Genomic DNA, 25445 nt, shown 5'->3' on the forward strand with positions numbered 1-25445 from the left:
TCACGGCAGCGCGTAGGCGATCACTTCGTCGCCGATCGGCGTCTCCATGAAATGATGGCCGCCGGCATAGATGACGACATATTGCTTGCCGTTCGCCTCATAGATCATCGGCGTCGCCTGTCCCCCCGCGGGCAGAACGTCGGACCAGATCGTCTTTCCCGTTCTGAGGTCGATCGCGCGGATCAGATTGTCGGTCGCCGCGGCGATGAAGATCAGCCCGCTCGCCGTCACCACCGCGCCGCCATTGTTGGGCGTGCCGATGGTGACCGGCAGCATCGAGGGGATGCCGAACGGCCCGTTGGTGCGCGCGGTACCGAACGGGCGGTCCCAGATCGTCTTGCCGGTCGCGATGTCGATCGCGCGGATTCCGCCATAGGGCGGCTGCTTGCAGAGCAGGCCGGTGAAGGGCAGGCGCCAGCCCGCGTTGACGTCGATCGCATAGGGGGTGCCGGCCTGCGGATCGCCCGCGCCCTCGGCGCCGCCGATCTCGCCGCGCGCCTGATCGCGCGGCGCCCAACCCTGCTTGTTCGCTTCGGCGCGCGGCACGAGGCGGACATAATTGGGCATGTCGTTGTAATTGGCGACGATCACGCCGCGGACCGGGTCGACCGCTATGCCGCCCCAGTCGGTCCCGCCATTATAGCCCGGATATTCGATCGAGCGGCGCTCGCTCGTCGGGGGGGTGTAGAAACCCTTGTAACTCGCCTTGCGGAACTGGATGCGGCAGATCATCTGGTCGATCGGCGACATGCCCCACATGTCGCGCTCGGTGAGGTCGGGCATGCGGAGACTATGCCACAGCGAAACGATCTGCGTCGGCGACCGCTCGGCCGGCTCGACCCCGCCGCCCGGGACCTCGATCGTGCCGACGGGGGTGAGCGGACGCCCGGTGCGGCGGTCGAGAATATAGATGTCGCCCTGTTTGCTCGGCAGCACGAGCGCGGGGATCGCGCCCTCGGGGCCCGGATAGTCGATCAGCGTTGCCTGCGCGCCGAAATCATAATCCCAGACGTCCTTCTTCACCGCCTGAAAATGCCAGCGCGGCTTGCCGGTCGTCACGTCGAGTGCGACGAGCGAGGTCGCATATTCATTCTCGGCCGGGCGGCGCAGGCTCGAATAATAGTCGGCGGCGGCGTTGCCCATCGGCAGATAGACGAGGCCCAACGCTTCATCGCCCGAGGCGATCGTCCACATGTTCGGCGTCCCGCGCGCCCATGCCTCTCCCGGCGGCGGATAGCCGCTCCAGTCGGGGTTCATCATGTCCCATGCCCAGGCGAGCTTGCCGGTGACCGCGTCATAGCCGCGGATCACCCCCGACGGCGCCCAGCGGCTCTGTCCGTCGAGCACCTGATGCCCGGTGACGACGATGCCGCGAACGATCGTCGGCGGCGAATTGATCGAGACATAGCCCGGCGAGGTCTTGCCCATGCCGATCTTGGTATCGACCTGTCCATTGGTGCCGAAATCCTGACACGGCCGTCCGGTCGCCGCATCGATCGCGAACAGCCGCGCGTCGAGCGTGCCGAAGATGATCCGCCGCGCACAGGCCTGATCCGCAGCGGCGCCGGGCAACGCATAATAGCTCACCCCGCGGCAGGCGGCGGTATAGGGGATCGCTTCGTCGGACACTTTCGGGTCGAAGCGCCAGCGTTGCCGCCCGGTCGCCGGATCGAGCGCGAGGACGATGTTCTTGGGCGTGCAGACATAGAGGCTGTCGCCGATCTTCAGCGGCGTATTTTCGGCCCCATAGGTGCCATGCGCCGCCTTCGAAGGCAGATCGCCGGTTTGGATCAGCCACGCGCGCTCCAGCTTGCCGACATTGGCCGGCGTGATCTGGGTCAGCGGCGAATAGCGGCGGGCGCTGTAGGTGCCCCCATACGCCGGCCAGTCGCTGCCCGCCCGCATCAGCGCGGGATCGGCCATCGCCCAGCGGCTCGCCGGAAGCTTGTCCAGCGGCCGGGGGCTGTTGAGCAAGCCGAGCATAGTGCCGCTCGCCACGGCGACGAGGACGACAAGGCCGCTTCCTGCGAGCGCCAGCCGCCAGCGGCGCGGCCGGGCGGAGAGCGCGGCCATCGCGAAAATCACGAGGAGGAGGAGTATGAGCGGCGCGACGACGCGCGGAACGAGCGCCCAGCCATTTCCGCCGACTTCCCACAATGCCCAAATCAGCGTGCAAAATACGACCGCGACGTAAATCCAGCCGCCCAATATCCGGCCGCGCATCAGCAGCAGGCCGGCCGCCAGCATCGCACCGCCGGCGATCAGATAATAGGCCGACCCGCCGAGCGCCGTCAGCCAGATGCCGCCGATCAGCAGGATGAGGCCGATCGCCGCCACCATCAGTCCGGTGATCAGGGGGAGGAGAGGGGCGGGGAAAATCTGGCGCAGTCGGCGCATCGGGGGCCTCCTTTTGATGCAGCGATTGTTCCTGCGAGCGCTGCCGCACCCCTGTTTCAAGGCATCGGGCGACGTCCGTCGAACGCCCTCCTTCGTATCGTTACCTGCCGGTGCGCGAAGGGGCCGGTCACTGCCTCCAACGCATAGCTCGGAAGAATGATGCGCCGGGTCCGTGTGGGCTCGGACACGGAACGGAATGGCAATGGCACGCTTGACGGCGGCCGATCAAACTGGCAATCGCCGCCGGCCTTGGCGATGCGGGTATAGCATAGTGGTAATGCTCTAGCCTTCCAAGCTAGCTAGGCGGGTTCGATTCCCGCTACCCGCTCCAGGCCTTTCCCTGAAAATCAGCCCGCGGGCTCGATGCCGAGCAGTTCGACCGAGAACAGCAGCGTCGCGCCGCCCGGAATCGGGCCCTTTCCGTCGGGGCCATAGGCGAGCTGCCAGGGGATCGCGAATTCGACCTTGTCGCCGACGCCCATAAGCTGGACGCCTTCCTGCCAGCCGTCGATCACGCGATTGAGCGGAAAGGTGGCGGGTTCGCCGCGCGCGACCGAGCTGTCGAACTCGCGGCCGTCGACGAAGGTGCCGACATAATGGACGGTGACTTCATCGGTCGGGCCGGGGTGGGCGCCGCTGCCGTCGCCTGCAACGCGCCGCCAGCGCAGCCCGCTTGGGGTCACGCGCCATCCGTCGGCGCCATGGCGTTCGGCGAGCGCTGTCATTTGCAGGTTAAGATATGCTGTGCCCTGTATCGGCGCAGCGTCGGTCGGCTGGGCGTGGGCTGCGGCGGATAGACACAAGGTGGCGGCGGCGGCGGCAAACAGCCGGTGCGGCGATGACATAGGCGTGAAACTCCCTCGAACGATGCCAGCATAAACGCATCGCGGGCTGGATAGGCAAGGGGCTATCTGCCGGATGGCAGGAACTTTCGCGCGCCGCCGTCGTTCTGCATTCGTATCGACTATCAGATATTTGAGGCGCGGCCACCGGCCGTTTCCCCCTCGAAAGCCTTGCGCTTTCGAAGCCGGTGGCGCGCGCGAATGCAAGGAGACGACAGATGTTCAAATGGGCTTTGATCTTCGCCGTGATCGCGCTGATCGCCGCGGTGCTCGGCTTTGGCGGCGTCGCGGGTGCGGCGGCGGGTGTCGCCAAGATCCTGTTCTTCGTCGGCCTCGCGCTCGTCGTGCTGTTCCTGATCCTCGGCTCGGCCGCGGCGCGCAAGATAAGTTAAAAAGATTCGGCGCGGCGGGAACCATCCGGGATCCGCCGCGTTTCACTTACCTGCTCGATCGAAAGAAAGAGTGGAATTTGACTTCTGTCTTCGGACGAAGTCTAGGGAAGCCCCGCCGCAGAAATGCGACGGGGCTTACTCTTTTCTAGGCCGGAAAGGCGGCAAGGACGCGGCGTTCGAGCACCGCGAGCGGGATACGCCCGGCGCCCAAGACCACATCGTGGAACCGCTTGATGTCATAGCCGGGGCGCTTCGACACCGCGTCGCGCGCGCGGCTGATCGCGATCTGCCCGACCTTGTACGAACAGGCTTGCCCCGGATAGACGATATAGCGGTCGATCTCGGTGCGCGACGCGCTCGGCGAGTTCGACGAATTTTCGACCATATAGTCGATCGCCTGCTCGCGGCTCCACCCCATCGAATGAAGACCGGTGTCGACGACGAGACGCGACGCACGAAAGGCATAGGAAGCGAGATAGCCGATCTTGCCGAGCGGATCGTCGTCATACATCCCAAGCTCGTCGGCGACCTGTTCGGCATAGAGACCCCAGCCTTCGCCATAGGCGGTGACCGATGCCGCTTGGCGATAGAGCGGCAACTCGCTGTCCTCGAACTTCAGCGCCCCTTCGAACAAATGCCCCGGCGCGCCTTCATGATAGGCGAGGGTGGGCAGCGTGTAGCGCGGCCATTCCGCAGTATCGCGCAAGTTGATGAAAAAGATGCCCGGGCGCGAACCGTCGGGGGTTCCCGCCTGCGCCGACCCGCCGGGCGCGCCGATCTCGATCTCGGGCGGGACGCGGCGGATTTCATAGGGCGCCTTGGGCATATGGCTGAACACCTGCGGTAGCCGCTCGCGCACCTTGACGAGCAAGCCGTTGAGATAGACGAGCATTTCGGCGCGCCCCTCGTCGCTATTGGAGAACAGCTGCCCCTCGGCTTTGGCCAGTGCGTTCAGCCGGTCGCGGATGCTGCCTTTCGTATAACCTTGCGATTTGAGCAGTTCGTTCATCCGCGAGGTCAGGTCGGCGACCTGCTCGCGGCCGATGCGGTGGATTTCGGCGGCGCCGAGGCTGGTCGTCGTATGCTGTGCGAGCGTCGCGGCATAATAGGCCTCGCCGTCGGGCAGGCGCGCGACGCCGGCGGCGGTCCCCGCGCGGGGAAGCAGCGCGGTCAGCGCGTCGATCTGGCGGGTGAGTGCGGCGCGGATCGGGCCTGCGAAGACCGCGGCGGCGCGCTCGCCATAGCCCGAAAGGCCGATTTCCGTGCTGCGCTTCGCGATCGACGCGACGAGCGTCTTTCCCGCGACGTCGCCGTCGCGCAGGCGGCCAAGCTGCTGCAGCGCCTGGTCGATGATGAAGTGCGGCGCGATGACGCCCATCGCGGCGTTCGTCTTGACGATTTCGGTGTCGGCGTCGAACAGCGCCGGGATCGCCTGCAGCCGCACCATATAGGCGTCGGCGTCGGCCTTTGTCGCGACGGGGTGCTGGCTGTCGAGGAAGGTGCTGACCCCGGTGTAGAAGCCGCCGAGCTGGGTGACGCCATAGGGGCCGGGCCGATGCCCGAAGCCGCCGGTATGATAGGTGAAGCGCGCCAGCCGCTGGCGCGCCACAAGGTCGAATTCGGCGCTCTCGTGCGCGATTCGTGCCGCGTCGCCGAGCGTGTCGGCGTTGATCGCGCGGACTGCGGCGAGGTCGCGGTCGATCTGGCGCGCCCGCGCCGCGCGGGCGGCGGACGACCAGTCGGGAAATTGGGCCCGAAGTGCGGCGCGGGTGCCGGTATCGATCCCGAGCGAAGTTGCGCGCGTCGGCTCGTCGCGCAGTCCCTGTTCGAACTGTGCTGAGAGCAGCGCATCGAGGCGCGCGTCGGCGCTCGCTTCGGCCGCCGCGGGGCGGACGATGCCGACGACGGCAAGGCCGCCCATCGCGGCAAGGATGGTCCGTCTATCGGGCGTCGTGTCGGTCATGCGAGTCTCCCTCCTGTCATGCGACGGGAGCGTAGAGATGTGAGGTTGCTGCCGCAACATGCTGACGCGATTGTGAAACTTTCCGCTGTCGCGACGCGGCCGCGGCCGGTCGACCCGTCCGACTTCCACGATGAATGGCCTCTGGACGCGGATCAATGGCGGTCGCTCGGTCGTTACTCGGGGGGTAGGGACATGTCGAGCGACGGAGAATGAGATGAATATATTCAAGAAAACGGCGATATCTTTTGCGGCCCTGTCGGTCGTGGCAGCCCCGGTCGCGGCGTCGGCCGCAGCGAGCGCCCCGCGCGCGGCTTCGGCCGTCGACGGCGCGAGCGAGCTTGAGGGCAATTCGAGCTGGATCATCGGCTTGGTCGGCCTGCTGGTCGGCGTCGGCGCGATCATCCTCGTTGCCGATAATGACGAGGATTCGCCTGTCAGTCCCTGACAAGTCGGGAATGGAGCACCAGATCGGGGCCGGTCGCGCTTGGCGCGGCCGGCCCCTTCTGCTTGCGCCCTCATGAATGGCGCGCCCGTTCTGCGACATTTTGCGACATTTTTTCGGTCATCCGGCACCGGGCTGGGACAAATCGCGCCTAAAACGCCTTCATCGGGACGCGGCTCTCCCCCGCAAGGTCCCTCGAAGGAGTTCGTTAGATGAACAGGAAAATCACGCTTTTGACGCTGGGCGCGGCTCTGATTGCCGTGCCCGTCATTGCCGCCCCCGGCGATGATCGGAACGCGACGCAGACCCGCTCCGAGGTGCAGACCAGGGCGGCGGAAATGTTCGCCAAGCTCGATGCCAACCAGGACGGCAAGCTCGACGCGACCGACCGCGCCGCCAAGCGCGCCGAGCGGCAGGCGAAGATGTTCGCCAAGCTCGACGCGGACGGCAATGGCAGCATCAGCAAGGCCGAATGGGACCAGCATGGTGCCGACCGTGCGGCCAAACGCGCCGAGCGCGGCGAAAAGCGCGCCGCGGCGGGCGAAGCCGGCGACGGCAAGCGCCACGCCATGCGCGGTCACCATGGCAAGCGCGGTGGCCATCGTAGCATGATGATGATGATGGGCAAGGTCGATACCGACGGCGACAAGGCGATCAGCCAGGCCGAATTCCAGACGGCGGCGCTCGCCCGCTTCGATGCCGCCGATGCGAACAAGGACGGTCAGGTGACGCCCGAGGAACGCAAGGCGCAGCGCGGTGCATGGCGTGCCAAGCGCGGCGCGGCGCCGGCGGCTCCCGCCGGCGAATAAGCGATTTGGCAGGGGTCTTTTTGGTAACGACAGGCCATCCCCCCTCCCGGCATTGCCTTTGCCGCCGGTCCCTGCCAGCTATCGCCCACCGGCCCCCACGGGCCGGTGGGCGAACTAGCATTTGACGGAAAAGAGATGACCGATAGCGATACGCCACGCATCCTGCTGATCGACGACGAACCGTCGATCCGCGAGCCGCTCGCCGAATATCTGACCGCGCAGGGCTTTACCGTCGTCGACGCGGCCGGCGCCGCCGAGGCGCGCTCGGTGCTGCGTGCGCTGACAGTCGATCTCGTGGTGAGCGATATCATGATGCCCGGCGAGGACGGATTATCGCTGACCCGCCATCTGCGCGAGACGAGCAGCATTCCCGTCATCCTGCTCACCGCGCGCGCCGAGGATACCGAACGCATCATCGGGCTAGAGATCGGCGCCGACGATTATGTCGTCAAACCCTTCAACCCGCGCGAACTGGTCGCGCGTATCCGCACCGTGCTGCGCCGGACGCAGGCGGGCGGGCGGGCGCTCGACAGCAACGGCACCAGCTATGCCTTTGGGCCATGGGTGCTGCGCGAGGTCGAGCGCGTGCTCGTCGACGAAGCCGGCGAGGAAGTCGCGCTGTCGTCGGGCGAATATCATTTGCTCCATGCACTGGTCCGGCATCCGCGCCAGGTGATGAGCCGCGACCGGCTGCTCGACCTCGTCCGCGGGCGCGAGGCCGACATCTTCGACCGCGCGATCGACAATCTGGTCAGCCGACTGCGCAAGAAGATCGAAATCGACGCCGCGCATCCGCAGATCGTCAAGACCGTGTGGGGCGGCGGCTATACGCTCGCCTGCGAGGTCAAGCGCATGGGTCCCGCCACATGAAATTCCGCCTGTGGCCGAGAAGTCTTGTCGGCCAGCTCGTCTTTGCCGTCGCGGTGATGCTGTTCGTCGCGCAGGCGATCAACTTTGCGCTGCTCGTGCGCGGGCAGAGGCAGCAGTTCCTTGCACATGGCGGCGGGATGGCGGTCGCACGGATCGTCGACGCCGTCGAGCGCGACCGGCGCGGCGAACTGCGGGGACGCCGCGACGACCGGGACGACGAACCGCGCGGCCGCGAGCGAAATCCCAAACAGGTGATTTCAGACATCCCGATCCCGGTTCCGGCCGGCGCGAAGCCGATTCCCGACCTTGCCGATTATGTATCGAGCCTGCTGCACGATGCCGATGTCCGGGCCGAGGCGGTCCGTGCCTGGGCCTTGCCCGCCCGGCCGCGCGTGCCCCGTGCCGGCATCCGCGGGAGATCGGGTTTCCCGGGCCGGATCGTCGTCGTCTCGGCAAAGATCGACGGCCGCTATGTCGCGGTTCGCAGCCGGATTCAGGTCGGCGGCGACCGGTTGCAGGGCTTTCTCGTCTGGCAGACGCTCTCGCTCTACCTCCTTCTTCTCGTCCCGATCCTGCTGATCGCGTGGCGCGTCGCACGGCCTTTGCGCGACCTGACGCGCGCGGCGCGCACCAACCCCGCGCTACGCGACGCCACCCCGCTCGAAGAGGAGGGGCCGTCGGACATGCGCGACCTCATCGCCGCCTTCAACGCCTATCGCGCGCGGATCGCGACGATGCTATCCGACAAGGACCGGATGCTCGGTGCCGTCGGACACGACCTGCGCACCCCGCTCGCAAGCTTGCGGGTGCGCGTCGAGCAGATCGAGGACGCGGCCTTGCGGGGCAAGATGATCGTAAGCATCGAGGAAATGACCGCGATGCTGAGCGACATTTTGGCGCTCGCGCGCTCGGGTGCGGGAACCGAAGCGCAGGAGCGCATTCCGCTTCGCGAATTGATCGGCGAACTGGCGGCGGACTATCAGGAACGCGGTCAGGACGTCGCGATCGCCGACGTTGCCGATGTCGCCGTGCTGACGCGGCCGATGCTGCTCAAGCGCGCGTTGCGCAACCTCGCCGACAATGCCGTGGCTTATGGCGGGCGGGCGCGCCTGTCGGTTCGCGTCGAAGGAGAGACCGCGCGGATCGTGGTCTCCGACGACGGCCCCGGCCTGACCGACGAACAGATCCGGACGCTGATCGAGCCCTTTGCCCGCGGTGAACAGTCGCGCAATCGCGCGACCGGCGGCGCGGGGCTGGGTCTGTCGATCGCGCGCGACATCGCGGAAGGCGAAGGCGGCTCGCTGACCTTGTCCAACCGCCCCGGTGGCGGGCTCGATGCAGTGATTGCATTGCCCGTTCAGGCGTAGATCGCGATCGCCTGGCTGCCGCTGAGGACCGGTTCGCCGGCGCGGTTCCACAACATCATGTCCTGCACCGACAGGCCGTGGCGGGCATAGCCGGTCTTTGCCGACAGCAGCCACCAACCATCGTCGGTTTTCGGCGCGCCGGTGAGCATGTTGACCGTCCAGTTCATCGAACTGATCGGTCCGAACTGGCTGAACAGCGCCATCGCGGCGGGCGGCAGCGCGTCGCCCATTGCGAGCAGCGCGACCGCGGGATGGCACGCGGGCTCCTCGACGAAGCGCACCCAGGTCAGATATTCGCCGACCTCGCTTTTCCACGCAAAGCGCGGGCCGGTCGTCGGGCGCATGTCGAAATGGCGCGTGAAGGACGGGCGCGCATGATGTTCGGGCACCGGCGCCAGCGTTGCGGGATCGGGCGCATCGGGCATCGCCAGCCGGTTATGGTCGAGATGGCTTTGGCGATCGCCTGAAAAGGCGAAGACCGCGGCGGTGCCGAAGCCCTGATCGCTTGACACCCCCGCGTCGATGAACAGCGAGGATTTCGACTGGCGCAGCACGCGCGTCTCGACGGTGCAGTCGCCGCCGACGGGACCGATGAAGCTGATCTGCGCATAGCGAAGCGGCGTCTCGGTCGGGTGGAGCGCCATCGCGCCGGCTAGCGCGACCGCCGAGCTGATCCCGCCATAGGCGGTGCGCCCCTGCATCCATCCTTCGTCGATATGCGCGGTTGCGACATCGGCATCGACGCGCAGCGTGGAGAGCAGCGCGTCGAGCGCGCTGGGAGAGCTTGTCATCTCGTCTTCAGTCCTCGATCTGGAACGTCAGGCCTGCATTCGCGGTCAGCCGCGCGATCAGCGCATCGCCAAGCAGCGCGCCCGGAGTCCACACACCGCCCGCGCCCTTGTTTTCGAGCAGCGCCATCCCCGTTTCGGCGAGCATCTTCGAGGTCGAGCCATAGCCGGGGTCGCGGTCGCCCTGAACGCTCGCGCGAACGGTGGTGCCGTCGGGATATTCGCCGATGAAGAGGATGTCGTAGAAGCCCTTCTCACGCTCTTCCTTGCTCGGGCCCTCGCCGGGCTGGAGCGTCGACTCGCCAAAAGGATTCGCCTTCGCCATCGCTTCGGCCATCGCCTTTCCAGCGTCGCCGATCGTCGTCATCACCATCTCGTCGTAGACCAGATCTTCGCCCCATTTGTGGCCGAGCAGGAAATTGGTGCGGTGGACATTCTTGGTGTTGATCGGCGCCATAACGAAGGGCGCGGTCCATGTGCCGGTCGCCGCGTCATATTCGGGGATCAGGCCGGTTGGCTGCGAGGGTCCCTCGAAGCCGGGAGTCAGCGCGAAGCTCGACTTGAGCAGCAGCGCGAGCGACGGCTTCTTGGCGATCGCCTTCAATGTTTCGGTGAGGCTCGCGATCGTGCCGCCCGAGGCGCCGCCCGCCATCTTGCGGACGCGGCCCTTGACGCGCGGTGCGGGTTTGCCGTGGCGCTTTACCGCTTCGGCCTGAAGGAAGAGGACACCGAGGTCGAAGGGGATCGAGTCGAAACCGCAACTGAAGGTGATGCGCGCGCCCGATGCCTTGGCCGCGGCTTCATGTTCGTCGATCATTTCGCGCATCCAGCCGGGTTCGCCGCAAAGATCGGCATAGGCGGTGCCCGCGCGGACGCAGGCGGCGACGAGTTCGCTGCCGTAAAGCTGGTAAGGGCCGACCGTCGTCAGCACGACTTTCGTGCTTTGCGCCATCTTGTCGAGGCTCGCGGGATCGCTCGCGTCGGCGACGATCAGGGGCGTTTCGGGGCTTGCGCCGATAAGGCCGCGAACCTCGGCCAGCTTGTCGAGGCTGCGGCCCGCCATCGCCCATTTGGGCGCGTCCTTGCGGCCCTTGTAGTGGTGCGCGAGATATTCGGCGACGAGGCGGCCGGTAAAGCCCGTCGCGCCGTAGACGACGATGTCGAAATCGCGGGACGCCATGGCAAAACCCTCCCTTTACGTAAACGTTAAGTGAAGGCTAGCGCAGACGCGCGGCGATGCCAAGCGCGAAGGTCTAGCGGCGCCAGAAGGGGCGACGCTTTTCGACGACCACCGGCGCTCCCGCTGCTTCGGCGCGACCTTCGGCGCGCGCGGCGCGCAGTTCGGCGTCGGTCGCGTGCTGCTGTGCGCGCTGCGTCGCCAGTTCGTCGCGGCGGCGCTGGCGCAGCGCATCATAGCTCCAGCGCGTGTTGCCATAGCCGAAGAGGCAGAGCAGGCCGCCCGCGATCGCGAGATTCTTCATCGCCGCCATCGCCTGCATCGGGTCGGTGAACTCGCGGTGGAAAAAGAGGATGGTCAGGAGAACGAACACCGCGAGCAGGATCGACCACAGCCGCGTCGCGATGCCGAGCGCAAGGCAGACGCCCGCGACAAGTTCGAAAAGGCCGGTCGGAATCGCGAGCCCGGCGGGCAGGCCAGCGGCGGAAATCATTGCGTCGGTATCGTTGACATGGATCAGCTTGTTGATCCCCGACACGATGAAAATCACCGCGATGAACAGGCGGCCGAAAAAGACGGCGATCATGGACATGAGACATCCTCCACTGCACGCCCCTCCGCTTGTGCAAAGAGGACGCACATGGGAGCATTGGGTTCCGGCTATCGCGGCGTGAAGACGATCTCGGCGATCTCGCAGTCGCTGCAATCGAACGCGCGCAGCGTCGCGGTGCCGGGCCCGGCGGGCAGGTCGGCATCGGCGAGCGTTATGGTCTGCCATGCCGTCCCGTGCGGGATCGCGACGCCGCGTTCGTCGATGCCGATGCGGCCGCCCTTGGCCGAGCGCGCGCGTGCGCTGACGGTCCAGCGCCCCGCGCGGGCGACGTCGGCGCTGTAGCGCATATATTCGCCGCTGACGAAATCGGTGACATAGGGTGTACCATCGGGTTCGCGCGCGATGTCGACGCCGTCGTTGCGATAGGTCGTACCGTTGTTCCACGGCGTCCGCTCGCCGCCGGTCGCGACATGATAATTTGCGTCGACACTATCGTGATAGGCGGCGCCCGGCGGGCCGAGATCATAGTCGGCGGCGGCGATGGTCAGCGGCTTTGCGCCGAGCGTGCGGGACTTGAAAGCGCGATGGGCCGGGTCGTGCGGTTGACGGAGCATCGCGTCGATGACGTCGGGCTTGGGGATGTTGTTGTCGAAGCGGGTGTTTTCGGCGAGCTGCATCATCGCGGCGAAGGCTTCATCGGCGGCCGGCTTCGAGCCCTTGGCCGTCATCCATTGGACGATCTTCATCCAGCTATCGCCGGGCGTGATCTCGAGCGGCTGGTTGAAACCGATTTTCTTGAGCGGCCAGAAATTCCAGCCAATGCCCGCGCCCTCGACGAGCGCGATCGCGCCCTGATACCAACCATTGCTGTTCTCGCCCGACTCGCCGAGCCAGATCGGGCGGTTCGTGCGGGTGCGCAGCGCCTTGATCTCGGCGATGCTCGCCGCGTCGTTGCGGTTCCAATATTTGTGGAAGCTCAGCACCATATTGGCGTCCCATGCGGGCGGCAGGCCCTTGTAATTATTGCCCCAGCAATTGCCCTCGATGATCACGATATGCTCTGGGTCGACGTCGCGGATCGCCTTGGTGATGCGCTGCTGCAGCGCCCACACCGCCTTATTCTCGGTCTCGTCGCAGCCATTGCCTTTGCCGGGGGTCGCGAAGCTCCAGTTGGGCTCGTTGATCAGGTCATAGGCGCCGATCCACGGCTCGTCCTTGTATCGGGAAGCGAGCTTACTCCACAGCGCGACGGTCTTGCGCTGATTCTCCGCGCTCTCCCACAGCGACGGCTTCGCCGGATCGCGGTCGGAAATGGCGAGATCATTGCCCTGCCCGCCGGGCGCGGCATGGAGGTCGAGGATCAGCCAGATGCGGTTCGCCTTGCTCCATTCGAGCAGGCGGTCGATGCGCTGGAAACCTTCTTCATGCCATGTATCCTCACCGGGCTTGGGTTCCTTGTCGGCGGGCAGGGTGAGCTGGTCGAAATGGATCGGCAGGCGCACCGAGTTGAAACCCCATTTCGCCATCTGGTCGATGTCGGCCTTGGTCGTGTGATTGTCGAGCCAGGCGCGATAGAAGGCCGCGGTCCGCTCCTCGCCGACCAGTTCGATGAGCTTGGCGCGGATCCTGTGCTGCTGCCCGAGCTCGCCGAGTTTCAGCATATAGCCTTCCTGCAGCATCCAGCCGCCGAGCCCCATGCCGCGCAGGATTACCGGTTTGCCCGATCCGTCGACGATCTCGGTCCCCGCGACCTTCAGAAAGCCTTCGGCATGTGCGGCAGCGGGCGAAAGCAGCGCGGCGAGAGCGAGCGTGACCGTTCGGAATTTCATGACCTCATCCCCATTTTTCATTTATGGGAACGTTATCAATTTTCGCCGCGAGGACAAGCGCGATAGTGAAGTCGCGGTATCAAAGCTTGGGAAGCGTCACACCCTTTTGCCCCATATATTTGCCCGCGCGGTCGGCGTAGCTGGTCTCGCACGGCTCGTTGCCCTGCAGGAACAGGAATTGGCATGCGCCTTCGTTCGCGTAAATCTTGGCGGGCAGGGGGGTAGTGTTCGAGAATTCGAGCGTCACATGGCCTTCCCAGCCGGGTTCGAGCGGGGTGACGTTCACGATGATGCCGCAGCGCGCATAGGTCGACTTGCCGAGGCAGATCACGAGTACGTCGCGCGGGATACGGAAATATTCGACCGTCCGGGCGAGCGCAAAACTGTTCGGCGGGATGATGCACACGTCGGTTTCGCGGTCGACGAAATTCTTGGGATCGAATTCCTTGGGATCGACCGTGGTCGAATCGATGTTGGTGAAAATCTTGAACTCGGGCGCAACGCGCGCGTCATAGCCATAGGAGGAAAGGCCGTAGCTGATGCAGCCGTCGCGGCGCTGCGCCTCGACGAACGGTTCGATCATGCCCTGCGTTCGGGCGGCTTCGCGAATCCAGCGATCGGAAAGAATGGCCATAGTGTCTCTTGTCGGGGAGCCGCGCTTCGCGCAAGTCGATGTTTGGGCCCTACCGTCGCCCCCGCGCAGGCGGGGGCCGCAGTCGGCCTTGCGCTATCCTTCCAGCGGCCCCCGCCTGCGCGGGGGCGGCGGCATGTTTCAGTCGATAAGGCCGAGGTCCTTGGGGCCGAAAGCGGCGGGAAGCAGTTCGCTGAGCCTGTAGCTCTTCACCGCCTTGCCGTCGCCCGAGGCGCAATGGACGAGAATGTCGGTCTTCGACCGTTCGGCGGCTTCGTTGAGGATCTGGCGGCAGCGGCCGCAAGGATTGACCGGGTCGCCGCCGAGTAAGGCGCCGTCGTCGGGCCGTCCGCCGACGATCGCGACCTCGGCGAGCTCGCCGATCCAGCCTTCGTTGGCGATCTTCGCGACCGCGGCGGTTTCAGCGCACAGCGTCAGGCCATAGCTCGCATTCTCGACATTGGCGCCCGTGACCACATCGCCATTCTTGAGCAGCAACGCGGCGCCGACGTGAAATCCCGAATAGGGCGCATAAGCGCGGCTTGCGGCATCGCGTGCCGCGTCGATCAAGGCGTCGCGAGTGTCGGGGCGGGTCTCGGTCATCGCATCTCTCCTTGCGGGCGCAGCACGTTCCAGCCGACGGTGCCCTTGGCGCCCGACAGGCGGACATAGTCGTTCGCCTGCCACATCGCCCAGGGATGCGCGCCATAATCGGGTTCGAAGAAATCGCGGCGCAGCCAGGTCGTGCGCGCGATCCCCTGCGTCACCTTGTAATCGCTTTCGAACGCCGGGCCGGGCGCGATCAAGCTCTGCTTGCCCATATGCGCCTCGATCTGCGCAAGGAAGGTCGCGAGTTCGGACAGCAGGAGCGCGCGCGTCGGCCGGTCGGGGCAGCGATCGTCATAATCGAGCCAGACCACCGCGGGCAGCATATCGGCGCGGCGCGGCACATGGCGGATGAAATTGGCGGCCTGATCGGTCGCGAGTTGGCAGAGGCTGTAGCGATGGATCGCGCCAGCCTGCACGCCCGCGTCGCGCGCTTCGGCCAGGTTGCGGGCGAATTTCGCGTCGACCCCGCCCGATCCGTCGGTCGCCATGATATAGGCGAACGCGGCGCCCGCGGCCTTGATCGAGCCCCAATGGACGTCGCCGTTGCCCGCGTTGATCGTTACCCCCTGCGTCGGATAGATGGCGCGGTCGGGCGTCCAGCGCGCCGCCCACCAGAGCGCGAGGCCCGCGGCGAGGAGTAGCAGCACGATGGCCGCGCCAATCCGGCGCAGCAGACGCGCGACCCTCGCGCGCCATGCCGCTGCGGCCTGTGCCGCCTTTCCGCCCCTGATTGCCCCCGCCTTCATCGTCAGCCCTTGATGTGCAACACGCAGATCAGTGTGAATAATCGCCGTGCGGTATCGAAATCGACCGCAATCTTGCCGTCGAGCCGGTCCATCAGCATCTCGGCCGCCTCATTGTGCAGCGCGCGGCGTGCCATGTCGACGGTCTCGATCTGCTGCGCCGTCGAAGTCTTGATCGCCTGATAATAGCTGTCGCAGATCGCGAAATAGTCGCGGATCGGCCGGCGGAAACGCCCGAGGCCGAGGATGATCGCTTCCAACGGCGAGCCATCTTCACGCGCGATTTCAAAGATCAACCGGCCATCCTCGACACGCAGCATCAAGCGGTAAGGGCCGGCATAGCCGTCCGGATGGCCGCGCTGCGGCACGAACTTGTTGTCCTCGATCAGGTCGAAGATCGCGACGCGGCGTTCCTGCTCGACGTCGGGATTGCGCCAGACGATCGACCCTTCGTCGAGCTCGACCGAAATGATCCGCTGTCGGGAGGGGTCTGCGTGGCTCATGCTGTCCGTGCTTCTACTTGGGCTGCGGCGAAGGGCAAGGGGGAGGACTTATTCACAGCAACCCACAGTTATGATAACCTGTGCGGTATCGCCTGTTGCGCCGTCCGAAGCGGCATCGCATGAAGGTCGCCATGCCTGAACTAGCTTTGATTCCGACCCCGGCCAACGCCGGGGATGAGCGCCAATTACCCCGCAATATCGAGGCCGAGGCCGCGTTTCTCGGCGCGATCCTGATCGACAACCGAGTCGTCGAGGATCTGCCCGTCGCGCTCAACCCCGACCATTTCTTCGAGCCACTCCACGGCCGCATCTTTCAGCAGACGATGGCGCTGATCGAACGCAACAGCATCGCGACGCCGGTGACGCTCAAGCCTTATTTCGAGGCCGACGAGGCGATGAAGGCGGTCGGCGGCGTCGGCTATCTCGCGCAATTGACCGGCAGCGGCGCGGGGCTGATCGGCGCGCGCGACTTTGCGCGGCAGATTTTCGACCTCGCGCTGCTCCGCGAACTCGCCGGCGTCGGGCGCACGCTCGTAGACAATGCGCTCGACACGAGCGAGCGCGTCGACCCGCAGGCGCAGATCGAGGAGGCCGAAACCGCGCTTTACCGTGTCGCGGGTGGCGAGGCCGAGATGGGGTCGGTCAAGAATTTCAGCCAAGCGAGCCTCACCGCGCTGCAAGCGGCCGAGCGAGCGCTCAATTCGGGCGGGCACCTCTCGGGGATCACCACCGGGATCGCGAGCATGAACGCCAAGATCGGCGGCATGCACAATTCGGACTTGATGATCCTCGCCGGCCGTCCGGGCATGGGCAAGACCTCGTTCGCGACGAACATCGCCTATAATGCCGCCGAACGCTGGCGCCGCGACGAGGAAGACGGTATTCCGCCCGAGAAGAATATGGGCGCCAAGGTCGCCTTCTTCAGCCTCGAAATGTCGGCCGACCAGCTCGCGACGCGCGTCCTCGCCGAACAATCGGGGGTGTCGGGCGAGGCGCTGCGCATGGGCAAGATCAGCAAGGAACAGTTCCAGCAATTGAGCCGCGCGGCGCAGGCGCTCCAGACGCTGCCGCTGTTCATCGACGATACGCCGGGCCTGACGATCGCGGGGCTGCGCACCCGCGCGCGTCGCCTGCAGCGGCGTCACGGCATCGGTTTCATCGTCGTCGACTATCTCCAGCTCCTCCAGGGCTCGTCGAAGAGCGGCGACAATCGCGTGCAGGAAATTTCAGAAATCTCACGCGGCTTGAAGACCTTGGCGAAGGAACTTCATGTACCGGTAATGGCGCTGTCGCAGCTCAGTCGTCAGGTCGAAAGCCGCGAGGACAAGCGCCCGCAGCTCTCGGACCTTCGCGAATCGGGCTCGATCGAACAGGACGCCGACATGGTGCTCTTCGTGTTTCGCGAGGACTATTATGTTGCCGCGCGCGAGCCCAAGCGTCCGGTCGAGGGCGACGATGTGAAAATCCACGCGCAGCATGAGGAATGGGCGGCCGAAATGGAGCGCGTCTTCGGCCTTGCCGAAGTCATCGTCGCCAAATCGCGTCACGGCTCGACCGGCAAGGTGCGCCTGCACTTCGAGGCGAAGACGACCAAGTTCAGCGATCTCGCCGACGACAGCATGGCCTATGACGATTATGAGTAGGGATTGATATCCAACACCGTTTGCCCTGAGCTTGTCGAAGGGCCGCTCTTTCTTGCTGGCGTGCACGCGGAAAAAACGGTGCTTCGACAAGCTCAGCACAAACGGATTTGGAGGTCAGCTATCAGAACGCCGGGTCGTTCGCCGGATCGTCGTCGATCGGCGTCACTTCGCTGTGGATGCCGCACTCGGTCTTGTCCCAGCCGCGCCAGCGGCCCGAGCGCGGGTCTTCGCCCGGCTTGACTTTTGACGTGCAGGGCGAGCAGCCGATCGACGGATAGCCTTCGGCTTCCAGCGGGTGGCGCGGCAGGTCGTGCGCGGCGAAATAATCGTCGAGCATCTCGCGCGTCCAGTTGGCGAGCGGGTTGAACTTGAGCCGGCCGGTCGAACCGTCGAGCTCGAAGCGCGCGAGCCCCTGCCGCGTCGATGACTGGAAACCCTTGCGCCCGGTGATCGACGTGTCGAAGTCGGTCAGCGCCTTTTCGAGCGGCTTGACCTTGCGGATTTCGCAGCAGCCGTCGGGGTCGTAGGACCAGCGCAGTTCGGTCGCGTCCTTCTTCGCCAGTTCCTCGGCGTTGGGCGTCAGGTTGACGATGTTGAGACCCAGCTTCGCCGCGAGGGTGTCGCGATAGGCGAGCGTTTCGGGGAAATGCTTGCCGGTGTCGAGGAACAGCACGGGCATGTCGGGCGCGGCGCGCGTCACGAGGTGCAGCAGCACCGCGCTTTCGGCGCCGAAGCTCGACACGATCGCGGTCTCGCCGAGCAGTCCCGCGCCGATCACGCTCGCGACGACTTCGGCGGCGTCCTGGCCGCGGAAGAGGTTGTTGAGGCGGATGACGTCGGCCTGCGTGAAGCGCGGCGCCACGTCGATCCGGTCGCGGGAGCGGGGTTCGGCCTTCACCTCAGCCATGCCTCAGCTTCCAGATCGGCACCGCTTCGTCGGTCGCATCCTGATAGACATGCGAATAGCGGTTGAGCGCCGCCTCGACGTCGGCGGGGTTGAGCGAATGCTGCGACGAGAAACTGTCGAAGCCGCAGCGCCGCATGAAGAAGAGAAGGTCGATCAGCACATCGCCCTCGGCGCGCAATTCGCCCTTGTAGCCGGACTCGCGCAGGATGCGCGCGCTCGAAAAGCCGCGCCCGTCGCGAAAGCGTGGGAAGGAGATTTCGATGAGTTGCAAACGGTCCAGAAAGGGGATCAGCCGTCGCGCATCCTCGCCCGCCTCGAGCCGCACCGCGGTCGCGTCGGTCTGTTCGAGAAAGGCGTCGAGGGTGACCGCCGGCTCTTCGTGCGGCTGGTCGTCGCGGTAACGGAAATTAGCCATAGATGGCCTCCTTGAAAGGGTCGAGGCCGACGCGGCGATAGGTGTCGAGGAAACGTTCGCCGGGCTCGCGCAGTTCGCGATAGCGTTCGACGGTGCGCTCGACCGCATCGACGATCCCGGCTTCGTCGAAGCCGGGGCCGGTGATCTTGGCCTGCGACGTGTCTTCGGCACCCGAGCCGCCGAGCAGCAGCTGGTAGTTTTCGGTGCCTTTGCGGTCGACGCCGAGGATGCCGATCTGGCCCGCATGATGGTGGCCGCAGGCGTTGATGCAACCCGAGATTTTGATCTTGAGCTCGCCGATGTCGAGCTGACGCTCCATATTGGCGAAACGCTCCGAAATCTTCTGCGCCAGCGGAATCGAGCGCGCGTTGGCGAGGGTGCAATAATCGAGCCCGGGGCAGGCGATGATGTCGGTGACGAGGTCGAGATTGACGTTCGCAAGGCCCGCGGCGTCGAGCGCCTGCCAGACGGCGTAGAGATCGGCCTTGCGGACGTGCGGCAGCACGAGATTCTGCGCGTGCGTCGCGCGGATTTCGTCGAAGCTGTAGCGTTCGGCGAGGTCGGCGACGAGGTCCATCTGCTCGGCTGAAATGTCGCCGGGGATGCCGCCGATCGGTTTCAGGCTGATGTTGGCGATCGCATAGCCGGGCGCCTTATGCGCCACGACTTGACGGTCGACCCACAAGGCGAAGTCGGGGTCGCTGCGATCGATTTCGTCCGAGAGACCGGTCTCGAACGGCGGCGGCGTGAAATATTCCGCGATGCGGTCATATTCGGCCTGCGGGAAATCGGTGCCGAGCGCGAGGAAGGTCTGAAACTCCTCCTCGACCTGGCGGCGGAATTCCTCCTCGCCGAGTTCGTGGACGAGGATCTTCATCCGTTGCTTGTGGATATTGTCGCGCCGCGCGTGGAGGTTCCACACGCGAAGGATCGCCTGCAGATAGGAGAAAATCTGCTGCGCGGGCAGGAAGTCGCGGATCTTGTAAGCGATGAAGGGGGTGCGCCCCATGCCGCCGCCGGCATAGACTTCAAAGCCTTCCTCGCCCGCCGCGTTGCGGACGATGCGCAGCGCGCAGTCGTGCCAGCGCAGCGCGGCGCGATCCTCGGCAGCCGAAATCACTGCGATCTTGAACTTGCGCGGCAAATAGCTGAATTCGGGGTGAAAGGTCGTCGCCTGCCGGATCAGCTCGGCCCAGGGGCGCGGATCGCAGATCTCGTCGGCGGCGGCGCCGGCATATTGGTCGGCCGAGATGTTGCGGATGCTTTCGCCGCTCGTCTGGATCGCGTGCATTTCGACCGTCGCCAGCTCGGCGAGGATGTCGGGCGCTTCTTCCAGCTTGATCCAGTTGTACTGGATATTCTGGCGCGTCGTGAAATGGCCATAGCCGCGGTCATATTTACGCGCGATGTCAGCGAGCTTGCGCATCTGCAGCGCGTTGAATGTGCCATAGGGGATGGCGACGCGCAGCATATAGGCGTGGAGCTGAAGATAGAGGCCGTTCTTCAGCCTGAGCGGCTTGAACTGGTCGTCGTTGATGTCGCCCGCGATGCGGCGGCGCACCTGATCGCGGAATTCCTCGACGCGCGCATCGACCATGCTCTGGTCGTACTTGTCATATTGGTACATGTCAGATCACCCAATCGCCGGCCGTGGGATCGGCGGGTTTCAATGTGAGGTCGGGGCGCACGGTGGGGCCGAGCGCGCGGATGCGGTCCTTGATATGCGCGGGGCGCGGGCCTTCGGGGGTCGCCTCGGCATCCACGATATATCCGCCGTTGACCCGCCTGGCGCCGTCCTCGGCCGCCAGCACCGCCTCGCCATGTTCGCCGACGTCGACGGCATCCTCGACGTGGAGCGACCAGTCGCGGCCGGCCCACCAGATGACAGCTCCCGATTTCAGGTCGTTGCCAGTCAAGATTCGCATGCAATATCCTTCAGATTATTGGCGACGCCGGGCGCGCCGAGGCAATCGAGCGCGTCGGCGCGCGCCGCGACCTTGCCAACGATGATTAGCGCCGGGCTAGCGACCTTCTCGCGCGCGACGAGGTCACCGAGATCGGCGAGCAAAGTGCGGAGCACGCGCGCGTTGGCAGTGGTCCCACGCTCGACGACCGCGACGGGCAGGCCCGGCGAGACACCGTCGGCGATCAGCTTGTCGGCAATCGCGTGCGCGGTCGCGAGGCCCATATAGATGACGAGCGTGCGGCCGTGGCCCGCGAGCCCCGACCAGTCCTGATCGGTCAGATCCTTGCACTGGCCGGCGACAAAGCTGACCGCGCTCGCATCTTCGCGGTGGGTGAGGGGGAGACCGGCCTGCGCGGCGCAGCCCGCGGCGGCGGTGATGCCGGGAACGACATCGCAGGCGATACCGGCTTCGCGCGCCGCGTCGAGCTCTTCGCCGCCGCGGCCGAAGATGAAGGGATCGCCGCCTTTCAACCGCACGACCTGCTTGCCGGCGAGCGTCTCGCGAACGATGAGTTCGTTGATCAGCTCCTGCTTCATCGTGTGGCGGCTGCGCTGTTTGGCGACCGAAATCCGTTCGACGTGCGACGGGATCAGCGCGAGCACGCCCTCGCCGACGAGCCCGTCATGGACGACGAGATCGGCGCTTTCGAGCAGGCGCGCGGCGCGCAGCGTCAACAGGTCGGGATCGCCGGGACCGGCGCCGACGAGCCAAAGCTTGCCCGCAGGAGAGGGAGACTTTTCCATGCTTGCGAACATGGTTTGTGCGCCCGGAAAGCGCAAAGCAGGCTTTATTGACGGTGGTGAAGGTAAAATTGCCCCAACATTTCGTCACCCGGGACTTGATGCGAGGTGACGACGGGTGTCAGAGATATTTCTTCGTCACCAGCTGCGATCCCTCGGGATCGCGCAAGCCCACGCCGATCGATGCGCGCATCGCATCGCTTTCCGAGCTTGCGACCGGATAGGCGCAATAGTCGGCGGCATAAAAGGCACTTGGCCGGTGGTTGCCCGACAGGCCGATGCCGCCGAACGGGGCAGCCGACGAAGCGCCGTTGGTCGGGCGGTTCCAGTTGATCACCCCGGCGCGCGCATTGGCCCAGAACTGGTCGTAAAGCTGCGGCGTGCCGCCGATCAGCGACGCCGACAGGCCGAAAGCGGTATTGTTCGCCTCGGCAATCGCGGCCTCGAAGGTTTCGACGCGGACGACCTGCAGCAGCGGGCCGAACAGCTCGATATCGGGGCGTTCGCGCATCGCGGTCACGTCGATGATGCCCGGGGTCAGGAAGGGGCGACCCGCGACCGGCCGCGTCATGTGGCGGATCACCTGCCCGCCGTTCGACATCAGGATCAGAAAGCTTTCGGTGAGGCCGTCCGCCGCCTCATTGTCGATTACGGGCCCCATATAGGGGGCGGGATCGGCGTGCGGGTGATCGACGATCAACCGGTTCGCGAGATTGCAAACCTCGTCGATCAGCGCGTCGGCGAGGCCGTCCTTCACGATCAGCCGCCGCGCATTGCTGCACCGCTGCCCGGCGCTCAGAAAAGCCGACTGGACGACGAGGATCGCCGCAGTGCGGATATCGGCGGTGTCCCACACGACGATCGGGTTGTTGCCGCCCATTTCGAGCGCGAGCATCTTTCCCGGCTGGCCCGCGAACTGGCGGTTGAGCGCAAGCCCGGTACGCGCCGAGCCGGTAAAGAGCAGTCCGTCGATGCCTTCGTGCCCCGCGAGCGCTTTGCCCGTGTCGGGCCCGCCGATCACTAGGCGGAGGACTTCTTGCGGCACGCCCGCGCTGTGAAACAGCTCGACGAGCTTCGCGCCGACCGCCGGGGTCTTTTCGGACGGTTTGAAGACGACCGAATTGCCCGCGATTAGCGCCGGAACGATATGGCCATTCGGCAAATGCGCCGGGAAATTATAGGGACCGAGCACCGCTACGGCGCCGTGCGGCTTGTGGCGCACCGCGTTGCGCAGCCCCATCGCGCCCTCAATGCGGCGATTGGGGGTGCGTTCGGCATAGGCCTTCACCGAAATATCAACCTTGTTCGCGACCGATTCGACTTCGGTGCGCGCTTCCCAGAGCGGTTTGCCCGTTTCGCGCGCGATCAGGTCGGCGAGCGCCTCGCCCTCGGCCTTCACCCGGTCGACGAAGCGGCGCAGCGTTTCGGTGCGGAAGGTGACGGGCTTGGACGCCCATTCGGGCCAGGCGCGACGGGCGATTTCGACTTCGGCATCGACGTCGCTGACCGGCCCGCGCCAGAGCTCTTCGCCGGTTGCGGGTTCGAAGGAAATCAAAGGCTCGCTCATGGTCGCCCGCGTCTTATCGGCGAAAGCGGGCTGCGGCAACCTGTGCGGCACCGGCACCGCGCATTGCTTGCGCCGCCCGGCGTGGTAGACGGGGCCGAGTCCCGGACACGGGATGTGCGAGGCAATAGCGAGACAAACAAGGGGACGTGGCATATTGGCCCAGCAGGAAAACCGCAGCGACTGGTCGGACCAATATTGGTGGTCGCATGATAGCGTCCGCCTGCACGCGCGCGTCTATGTCGGCCCCGAAGGCAGCGAGGTCCTGCCGCCGGTTCTGTGCATGCCCGGCCTCGCGCGCAACGCCCGCGATTTCGAGGAATTGGCGCCGCATGTGGCGCGATATCGCAAGGTGATCGTCATCGAATTCCGTGGGCGTGGGGACAGCGCTTACGCCAAGGATCCGATGACCTATGTTCCGCTGACCTATGTGCAGGATGTCGTCGCGCTCCTCGACGAATTGGGGATCGAGCGGTTCGCGGCGATCGGCACCTCGCTCGGCGGGCTCGTCGCGATGCTGATGGCGGCGACGCTGCCCGGCCGGATCGTCGGCGCGGTGCTCAACGATGTCGGCCCCGAACTCGAGACCGCGGGGATCGAGCGCATCCGCGACTATATCGGCGCGGGCGGCAGTCAGCCGACGTGGATTCATGCCGCGCGCGCCTTCGCCGAACTCAACGGCGCAGTCTATCCGGGCTATGATATCCGCGACTGGCTGCGGCTGACCAAGCGTACGCACAAGCTGACCCCCGAGGGGCGCATCGTCACCGATTATGACAAGCAGATCGCGGCGCCGCTGCGCGTTCCGAACGGCGGCGATGCGGGCGTCGACCTGTGGCCGGCCTATCGCGCGCTCGCCGGCATTCCGCTTCTGATCCTGCGCGGCGAACTGTCCGACATATTGGCGCGGCCGGCGAGCGCGAAGATGGCGGCCGAACTTCCGGGGGCGCGGCTGGTCGAGGTGCCCGGGGTCGGCCATGCGCCGACGATGGACGAGCCCGAGGCGCGTGCTGCGATCGACGCATGGGCTGCGGAGCTTCCGCAAGCGTGAGCGCCGACGAGCCCGACACGCCCTGGCCGATCCGTATCCTGCACCTTCATTCGAGCTTTTCGCTCGGCGGCAAGGAGGCGCGCGCCGTCCGGTTGATGAACCTGATGGGCGATCGGGCGCACCATACGATCCTGTCGGCGATGCCCGACGCGCTCGGCGCGCGCGACGCGATCGATCCGGCGATTGTCGTCGATTTTCCTGAGGATGCGCCGCCGCTGCACGGCAGGCCGTCGCTCGCGCGCTACCGTGAACTCGCGGATTATATGACCCGGTTCGAGCTGGTTCTGAGCTATAATTGGGGCGCGATGGACGGGGTGATGGCGCGCCGGGTCCAGGTATCGCGCCGGTGGCACAGCATGCCCGAACTGATCCATCACGAGGACGGGTTCAACGAGGACGAAAGCGTCCGGCGCAACTGGAAACGCAATCTGTTCCGCCGCGTGGCGCTGCGCACCGCACAGTCGGTCATCGTCCCGTCGACCTTGCTTCAGCGGATCGCGACCGATGAGTGGAAGGCGGGCGGCCGCATTCATCTGATCCGCAACGGCATCGACGTCGCCGCCTATGCCAAGGGGCCATCGGAGCCGATCCCGGGCTTCGAGCGGCGCGACGGCGAGGTGGTAATCGGCACCGTCGCCGGGCTGCGCAAGGTCAAGGACTTGCCGCGCCTCGTGCGCGCAGTGGCGGCGCTGCCGGCGAATGTCCGGCTCGTCATTGTGGGCGAGGGGCCCGAGCGTGCGGCGATCGTCGCCGAGGCGGCGGCGTGCGGGATGGCGGACCGCCTGATCATGCCCGGTTTCATGGCCGAACCCGCGCGCTGGATCGGCCATTTCGACCTGCTCGCGCTCTCGTCACTCAGCGAACAGGCGCCGATCGCTGTGATCGAGGCGATGGCGGCGGGGCTGCCCGTCGTCAGTCCGGCGGTCGGCGATGTCGCGGCGATGATTTCGGACGCCAACCGTTCCTATGTCGCGGCGGACGAATCCGCTTTCCGCGCGGCACTGCTGCGGATGACCAAAGATGCCGCGCTGCGCGCCCAAGTCGGCGCCGCGAACCGGCACGCCGCCGTGCAACGGTTCGACGAATCTATGATGGTCGGCGCTTATGAAAAGCTCTATGCTCGCGCGCTGGAAGGTTATGGGCCGTTCAGCGGTGGCTGGGTCGGCTTCGATTGACAACGGGGGCCAATTTCCGCTTACGCAAGCGGGATTGGGGGCCGGTTCGCAGGCGTGGATCGGCGGAG

General features: G+C 65.8%; 25 protein-coding genes and 1 tRNA gene. 9 read left to right on the forward strand and 17 right to left on the reverse strand.

The window, feature by feature from the left end; all coding sequences use genetic code 11:
- Nucleotides 1-2397, reverse strand: a complete 2397-nt coding sequence (locus OVY29_RS03430) for a membrane-bound PQQ-dependent dehydrogenase, glucose/quinate/shikimate family (RefSeq protein ID WP_313910920.1) — start codon at nt 2395-2397, stop codon at nt 1-3.
- A gap of 257 nt (nt 2398-2654) precedes the next feature.
- Between OVY29_RS03430 and OVY29_RS03435 the strand changes: the two genes are divergently transcribed.
- Nucleotides 2655-2728 (forward strand) — tRNA-Gly (locus tag OVY29_RS03435).
- Between the two features lie 16 nt (nt 2729-2744).
- Here the strand turns inward: OVY29_RS03435 and OVY29_RS03440 are convergent.
- On the reverse strand, nt 2745-3242 hold the full coding sequence (locus OVY29_RS03440) for an FKBP-type peptidyl-prolyl cis-trans isomerase (RefSeq protein WP_313910921.1): 498 nt from the start codon (nt 3240-3242) through the stop codon (nt 2745-2747).
- A 215-nt stretch (nt 3243-3457) separates the two neighbouring features.
- Between OVY29_RS03440 and OVY29_RS03445 the strand changes: the two genes are divergently transcribed.
- Nucleotides 3458-3631: a DUF1328 domain-containing protein gene (locus tag OVY29_RS03445; protein ID WP_037557099.1), complete on the forward strand. Its 174-nt coding sequence runs from the start codon at nt 3458-3460 to the stop codon at nt 3629-3631.
- A gap of 145 nt (nt 3632-3776) precedes the next feature.
- Here the strand turns inward: OVY29_RS03445 and OVY29_RS03450 are convergent, their stop codons facing one another.
- Complete coding sequence (locus tag OVY29_RS03450; RefSeq protein ID WP_313910922.1) at nt 3777-5594, reverse strand: DUF885 family protein; 1818 nt, start codon at nt 5592-5594, stop codon at nt 3777-3779.
- Between the two features lie 214 nt (nt 5595-5808).
- Here OVY29_RS03450 and OVY29_RS03455 point away from each other — a divergent pair, with 214 nt between their 5' ends.
- The 4 genes from OVY29_RS03455 to OVY29_RS03470 all read left to right on the forward strand — a co-directional run bounded on the left by OVY29_RS03455 (nt 5809) and on the right by OVY29_RS03470 (nt 9082).
- Nucleotides 5809-6039, forward strand: a complete 231-nt coding sequence (locus OVY29_RS03455) for a hypothetical protein (protein WP_313910923.1) — start codon at nt 5809-5811, stop codon at nt 6037-6039.
- A gap of 209 nt (nt 6040-6248) precedes the next feature.
- Complete coding sequence (locus tag OVY29_RS03460) at nt 6249-6845, forward strand: hypothetical protein (RefSeq protein WP_313910924.1); 597 nt, start codon at nt 6249-6251, stop codon at nt 6843-6845.
- Between the two features lie 135 nt (nt 6846-6980).
- Entirely contained in the window at nt 6981-7715 is a 735-nt protein-coding gene (locus OVY29_RS03465; RefSeq protein WP_313910925.1) for a response regulator, read from the forward strand.
- Entirely contained in the window at nt 7712-9082 is a 1371-nt protein-coding gene (locus tag OVY29_RS03470; RefSeq protein ID WP_313910926.1) for a sensor histidine kinase, read from the forward strand. The genes OVY29_RS03465 and OVY29_RS03470 overlap by 4 nt, the downstream gene beginning before the upstream one ends.
- Here the strand turns inward: OVY29_RS03470 and OVY29_RS03475 are convergent.
- From OVY29_RS03475 to OVY29_RS03510, 8 genes are all read right to left on the reverse strand, one after another.
- Nucleotides 9073-9873: a thioesterase family protein gene (locus OVY29_RS03475; protein WP_313910927.1), complete on the reverse strand. Its 801-nt coding sequence runs from the start codon at nt 9871-9873 to the stop codon at nt 9073-9075. The genes OVY29_RS03470 and OVY29_RS03475 overlap by 10 nt on opposite strands.
- A gap of 7 nt (nt 9874-9880) precedes the next feature.
- Nucleotides 9881-11050, reverse strand: a complete 1170-nt coding sequence (locus tag OVY29_RS03480; RefSeq protein ID WP_313910928.1) for a saccharopine dehydrogenase NADP-binding domain-containing protein — start codon at nt 11048-11050, stop codon at nt 9881-9883.
- Between the two features lie 73 nt (nt 11051-11123).
- Nucleotides 11124-11639 carry a DoxX family protein gene (locus tag OVY29_RS03485; RefSeq protein ID WP_052182430.1) on the reverse strand — a complete coding sequence of 172 codons (516 nt, stop codon included), beginning with the start codon at nt 11637-11639 and terminating at the stop codon, nt 11124-11126.
- Between the two features lie 68 nt (nt 11640-11707).
- Nucleotides 11708-13429 (reverse strand): cellulase family glycosylhydrolase, encoded by a 1722-nt coding sequence (locus tag OVY29_RS03490; RefSeq protein WP_313910929.1) that lies wholly within the window; start codon nt 13427-13429, stop codon nt 11708-11710.
- Nucleotides 13430-13508: 79 nt separating this feature from the next.
- The gene (dcd, locus tag OVY29_RS03495; RefSeq protein ID WP_058803764.1) at nt 13509-14063 is read right to left on the reverse strand and encodes a dCTP deaminase; all 555 of its coding nucleotides are present in this window, start codon (nt 14061-14063) and stop codon (nt 13509-13511) included.
- Between the two features lie 138 nt (nt 14064-14201).
- Nucleotides 14202-14663, reverse strand: a complete 462-nt coding sequence (locus OVY29_RS03500; protein WP_313910930.1) for a cytidine deaminase — start codon at nt 14661-14663, stop codon at nt 14202-14204.
- On the reverse strand, nt 14660-15415 hold the full coding sequence (locus OVY29_RS03505) for a GH25 family lysozyme (protein ID WP_313910931.1): 756 nt from the start codon (nt 15413-15415) through the stop codon (nt 14660-14662). Before OVY29_RS03505 ends, OVY29_RS03500 begins: the two co-directional genes overlap by 4 nt.
- A 2-nt stretch (nt 15416-15417) precedes the next feature.
- On the reverse strand, nt 15418-15915 hold the full coding sequence (locus tag OVY29_RS03510; RefSeq protein WP_313910932.1) for a UPF0262 family protein: 498 nt from the start codon (nt 15913-15915) through the stop codon (nt 15418-15420).
- Between the two features lie 131 nt (nt 15916-16046).
- Here OVY29_RS03510 and OVY29_RS03515 point away from each other — a divergent pair, with 131 nt between their 5' ends.
- Nucleotides 16047-17558, forward strand: coding sequence for a replicative DNA helicase (locus OVY29_RS03515; protein WP_313910933.1), 1512 nt, complete (start codon nt 16047-16049; stop codon nt 17556-17558).
- Between the two features lie 121 nt (nt 17559-17679).
- Here OVY29_RS03515 and OVY29_RS03520 read toward each other — a convergent pair whose 3' ends face one another.
- From OVY29_RS03520 to astD, 6 genes are all read right to left on the reverse strand, one after another.
- Nucleotides 17680-18465 carry a phosphoadenylyl-sulfate reductase gene (locus OVY29_RS03520; protein ID WP_313910934.1) on the reverse strand — a complete coding sequence of 262 codons (786 nt, stop codon included), beginning with the start codon at nt 18463-18465 and terminating at the stop codon, nt 17680-17682.
- Nucleotides 18458-18880: a DUF934 domain-containing protein gene (locus OVY29_RS03525; RefSeq protein ID WP_313910935.1), complete on the reverse strand. Its 423-nt coding sequence runs from the start codon at nt 18878-18880 to the stop codon at nt 18458-18460. The genes OVY29_RS03520 and OVY29_RS03525 overlap by 8 nt, the downstream gene beginning before the upstream one ends.
- Nucleotides 18873-20507 (reverse strand): nitrite/sulfite reductase, encoded by a 1635-nt coding sequence (locus OVY29_RS03530; RefSeq protein ID WP_313910936.1) that lies wholly within the window; start codon nt 20505-20507, stop codon nt 18873-18875. The genes OVY29_RS03525 and OVY29_RS03530 overlap by 8 nt, the downstream gene beginning before the upstream one ends.
- Nucleotide 20508: 1 nt before the next feature.
- Nucleotides 20509-20805: a DUF2849 domain-containing protein gene (locus OVY29_RS03535; protein WP_313910937.1), complete on the reverse strand. Its 297-nt coding sequence runs from the start codon at nt 20803-20805 to the stop codon at nt 20509-20511.
- Complete coding sequence (cobA, locus tag OVY29_RS03540; RefSeq protein ID WP_313910938.1) at nt 20793-21590, reverse strand: uroporphyrinogen-III C-methyltransferase; 798 nt, start codon at nt 21588-21590, stop codon at nt 20793-20795. The genes OVY29_RS03535 and cobA overlap by 13 nt, the downstream gene beginning before the upstream one ends.
- Before the next feature lie 118 nt (nt 21591-21708).
- Nucleotides 21709-23154, reverse strand: coding sequence for a succinylglutamate-semialdehyde dehydrogenase (gene astD / locus OVY29_RS03545; protein WP_313910939.1), 1446 nt, complete (start codon nt 23152-23154; stop codon nt 21709-21711).
- 112 nt (nt 23155-23266) lie between these two features.
- On the opposite strand from astD, the gene OVY29_RS03550 reads away from it, so the two are divergent.
- Together OVY29_RS03550 and OVY29_RS03555 are read left to right on the forward strand one after the other, a co-directional pair.
- Complete coding sequence (locus tag OVY29_RS03550) at nt 23267-24202, forward strand: alpha/beta fold hydrolase (protein ID WP_409581451.1); 936 nt, start codon at nt 23267-23269, stop codon at nt 24200-24202.
- Nucleotides 24175-25377 (forward strand): glycosyltransferase family 4 protein, encoded by a 1203-nt coding sequence (locus OVY29_RS03555; protein ID WP_409581452.1) that lies wholly within the window; start codon nt 24175-24177, stop codon nt 25375-25377. The genes OVY29_RS03550 and OVY29_RS03555 overlap by 28 nt, the downstream gene beginning before the upstream one ends.
- Nucleotides 25378-25445 lie beyond the last annotated feature (68 nt).

This window comes from Sphingopyxis sp. SE2 (assembly GCF_032227185.1).
Lineage (GTDB): Bacteria > Pseudomonadota > Alphaproteobacteria > Sphingomonadales > Sphingomonadaceae > Sphingopyxis.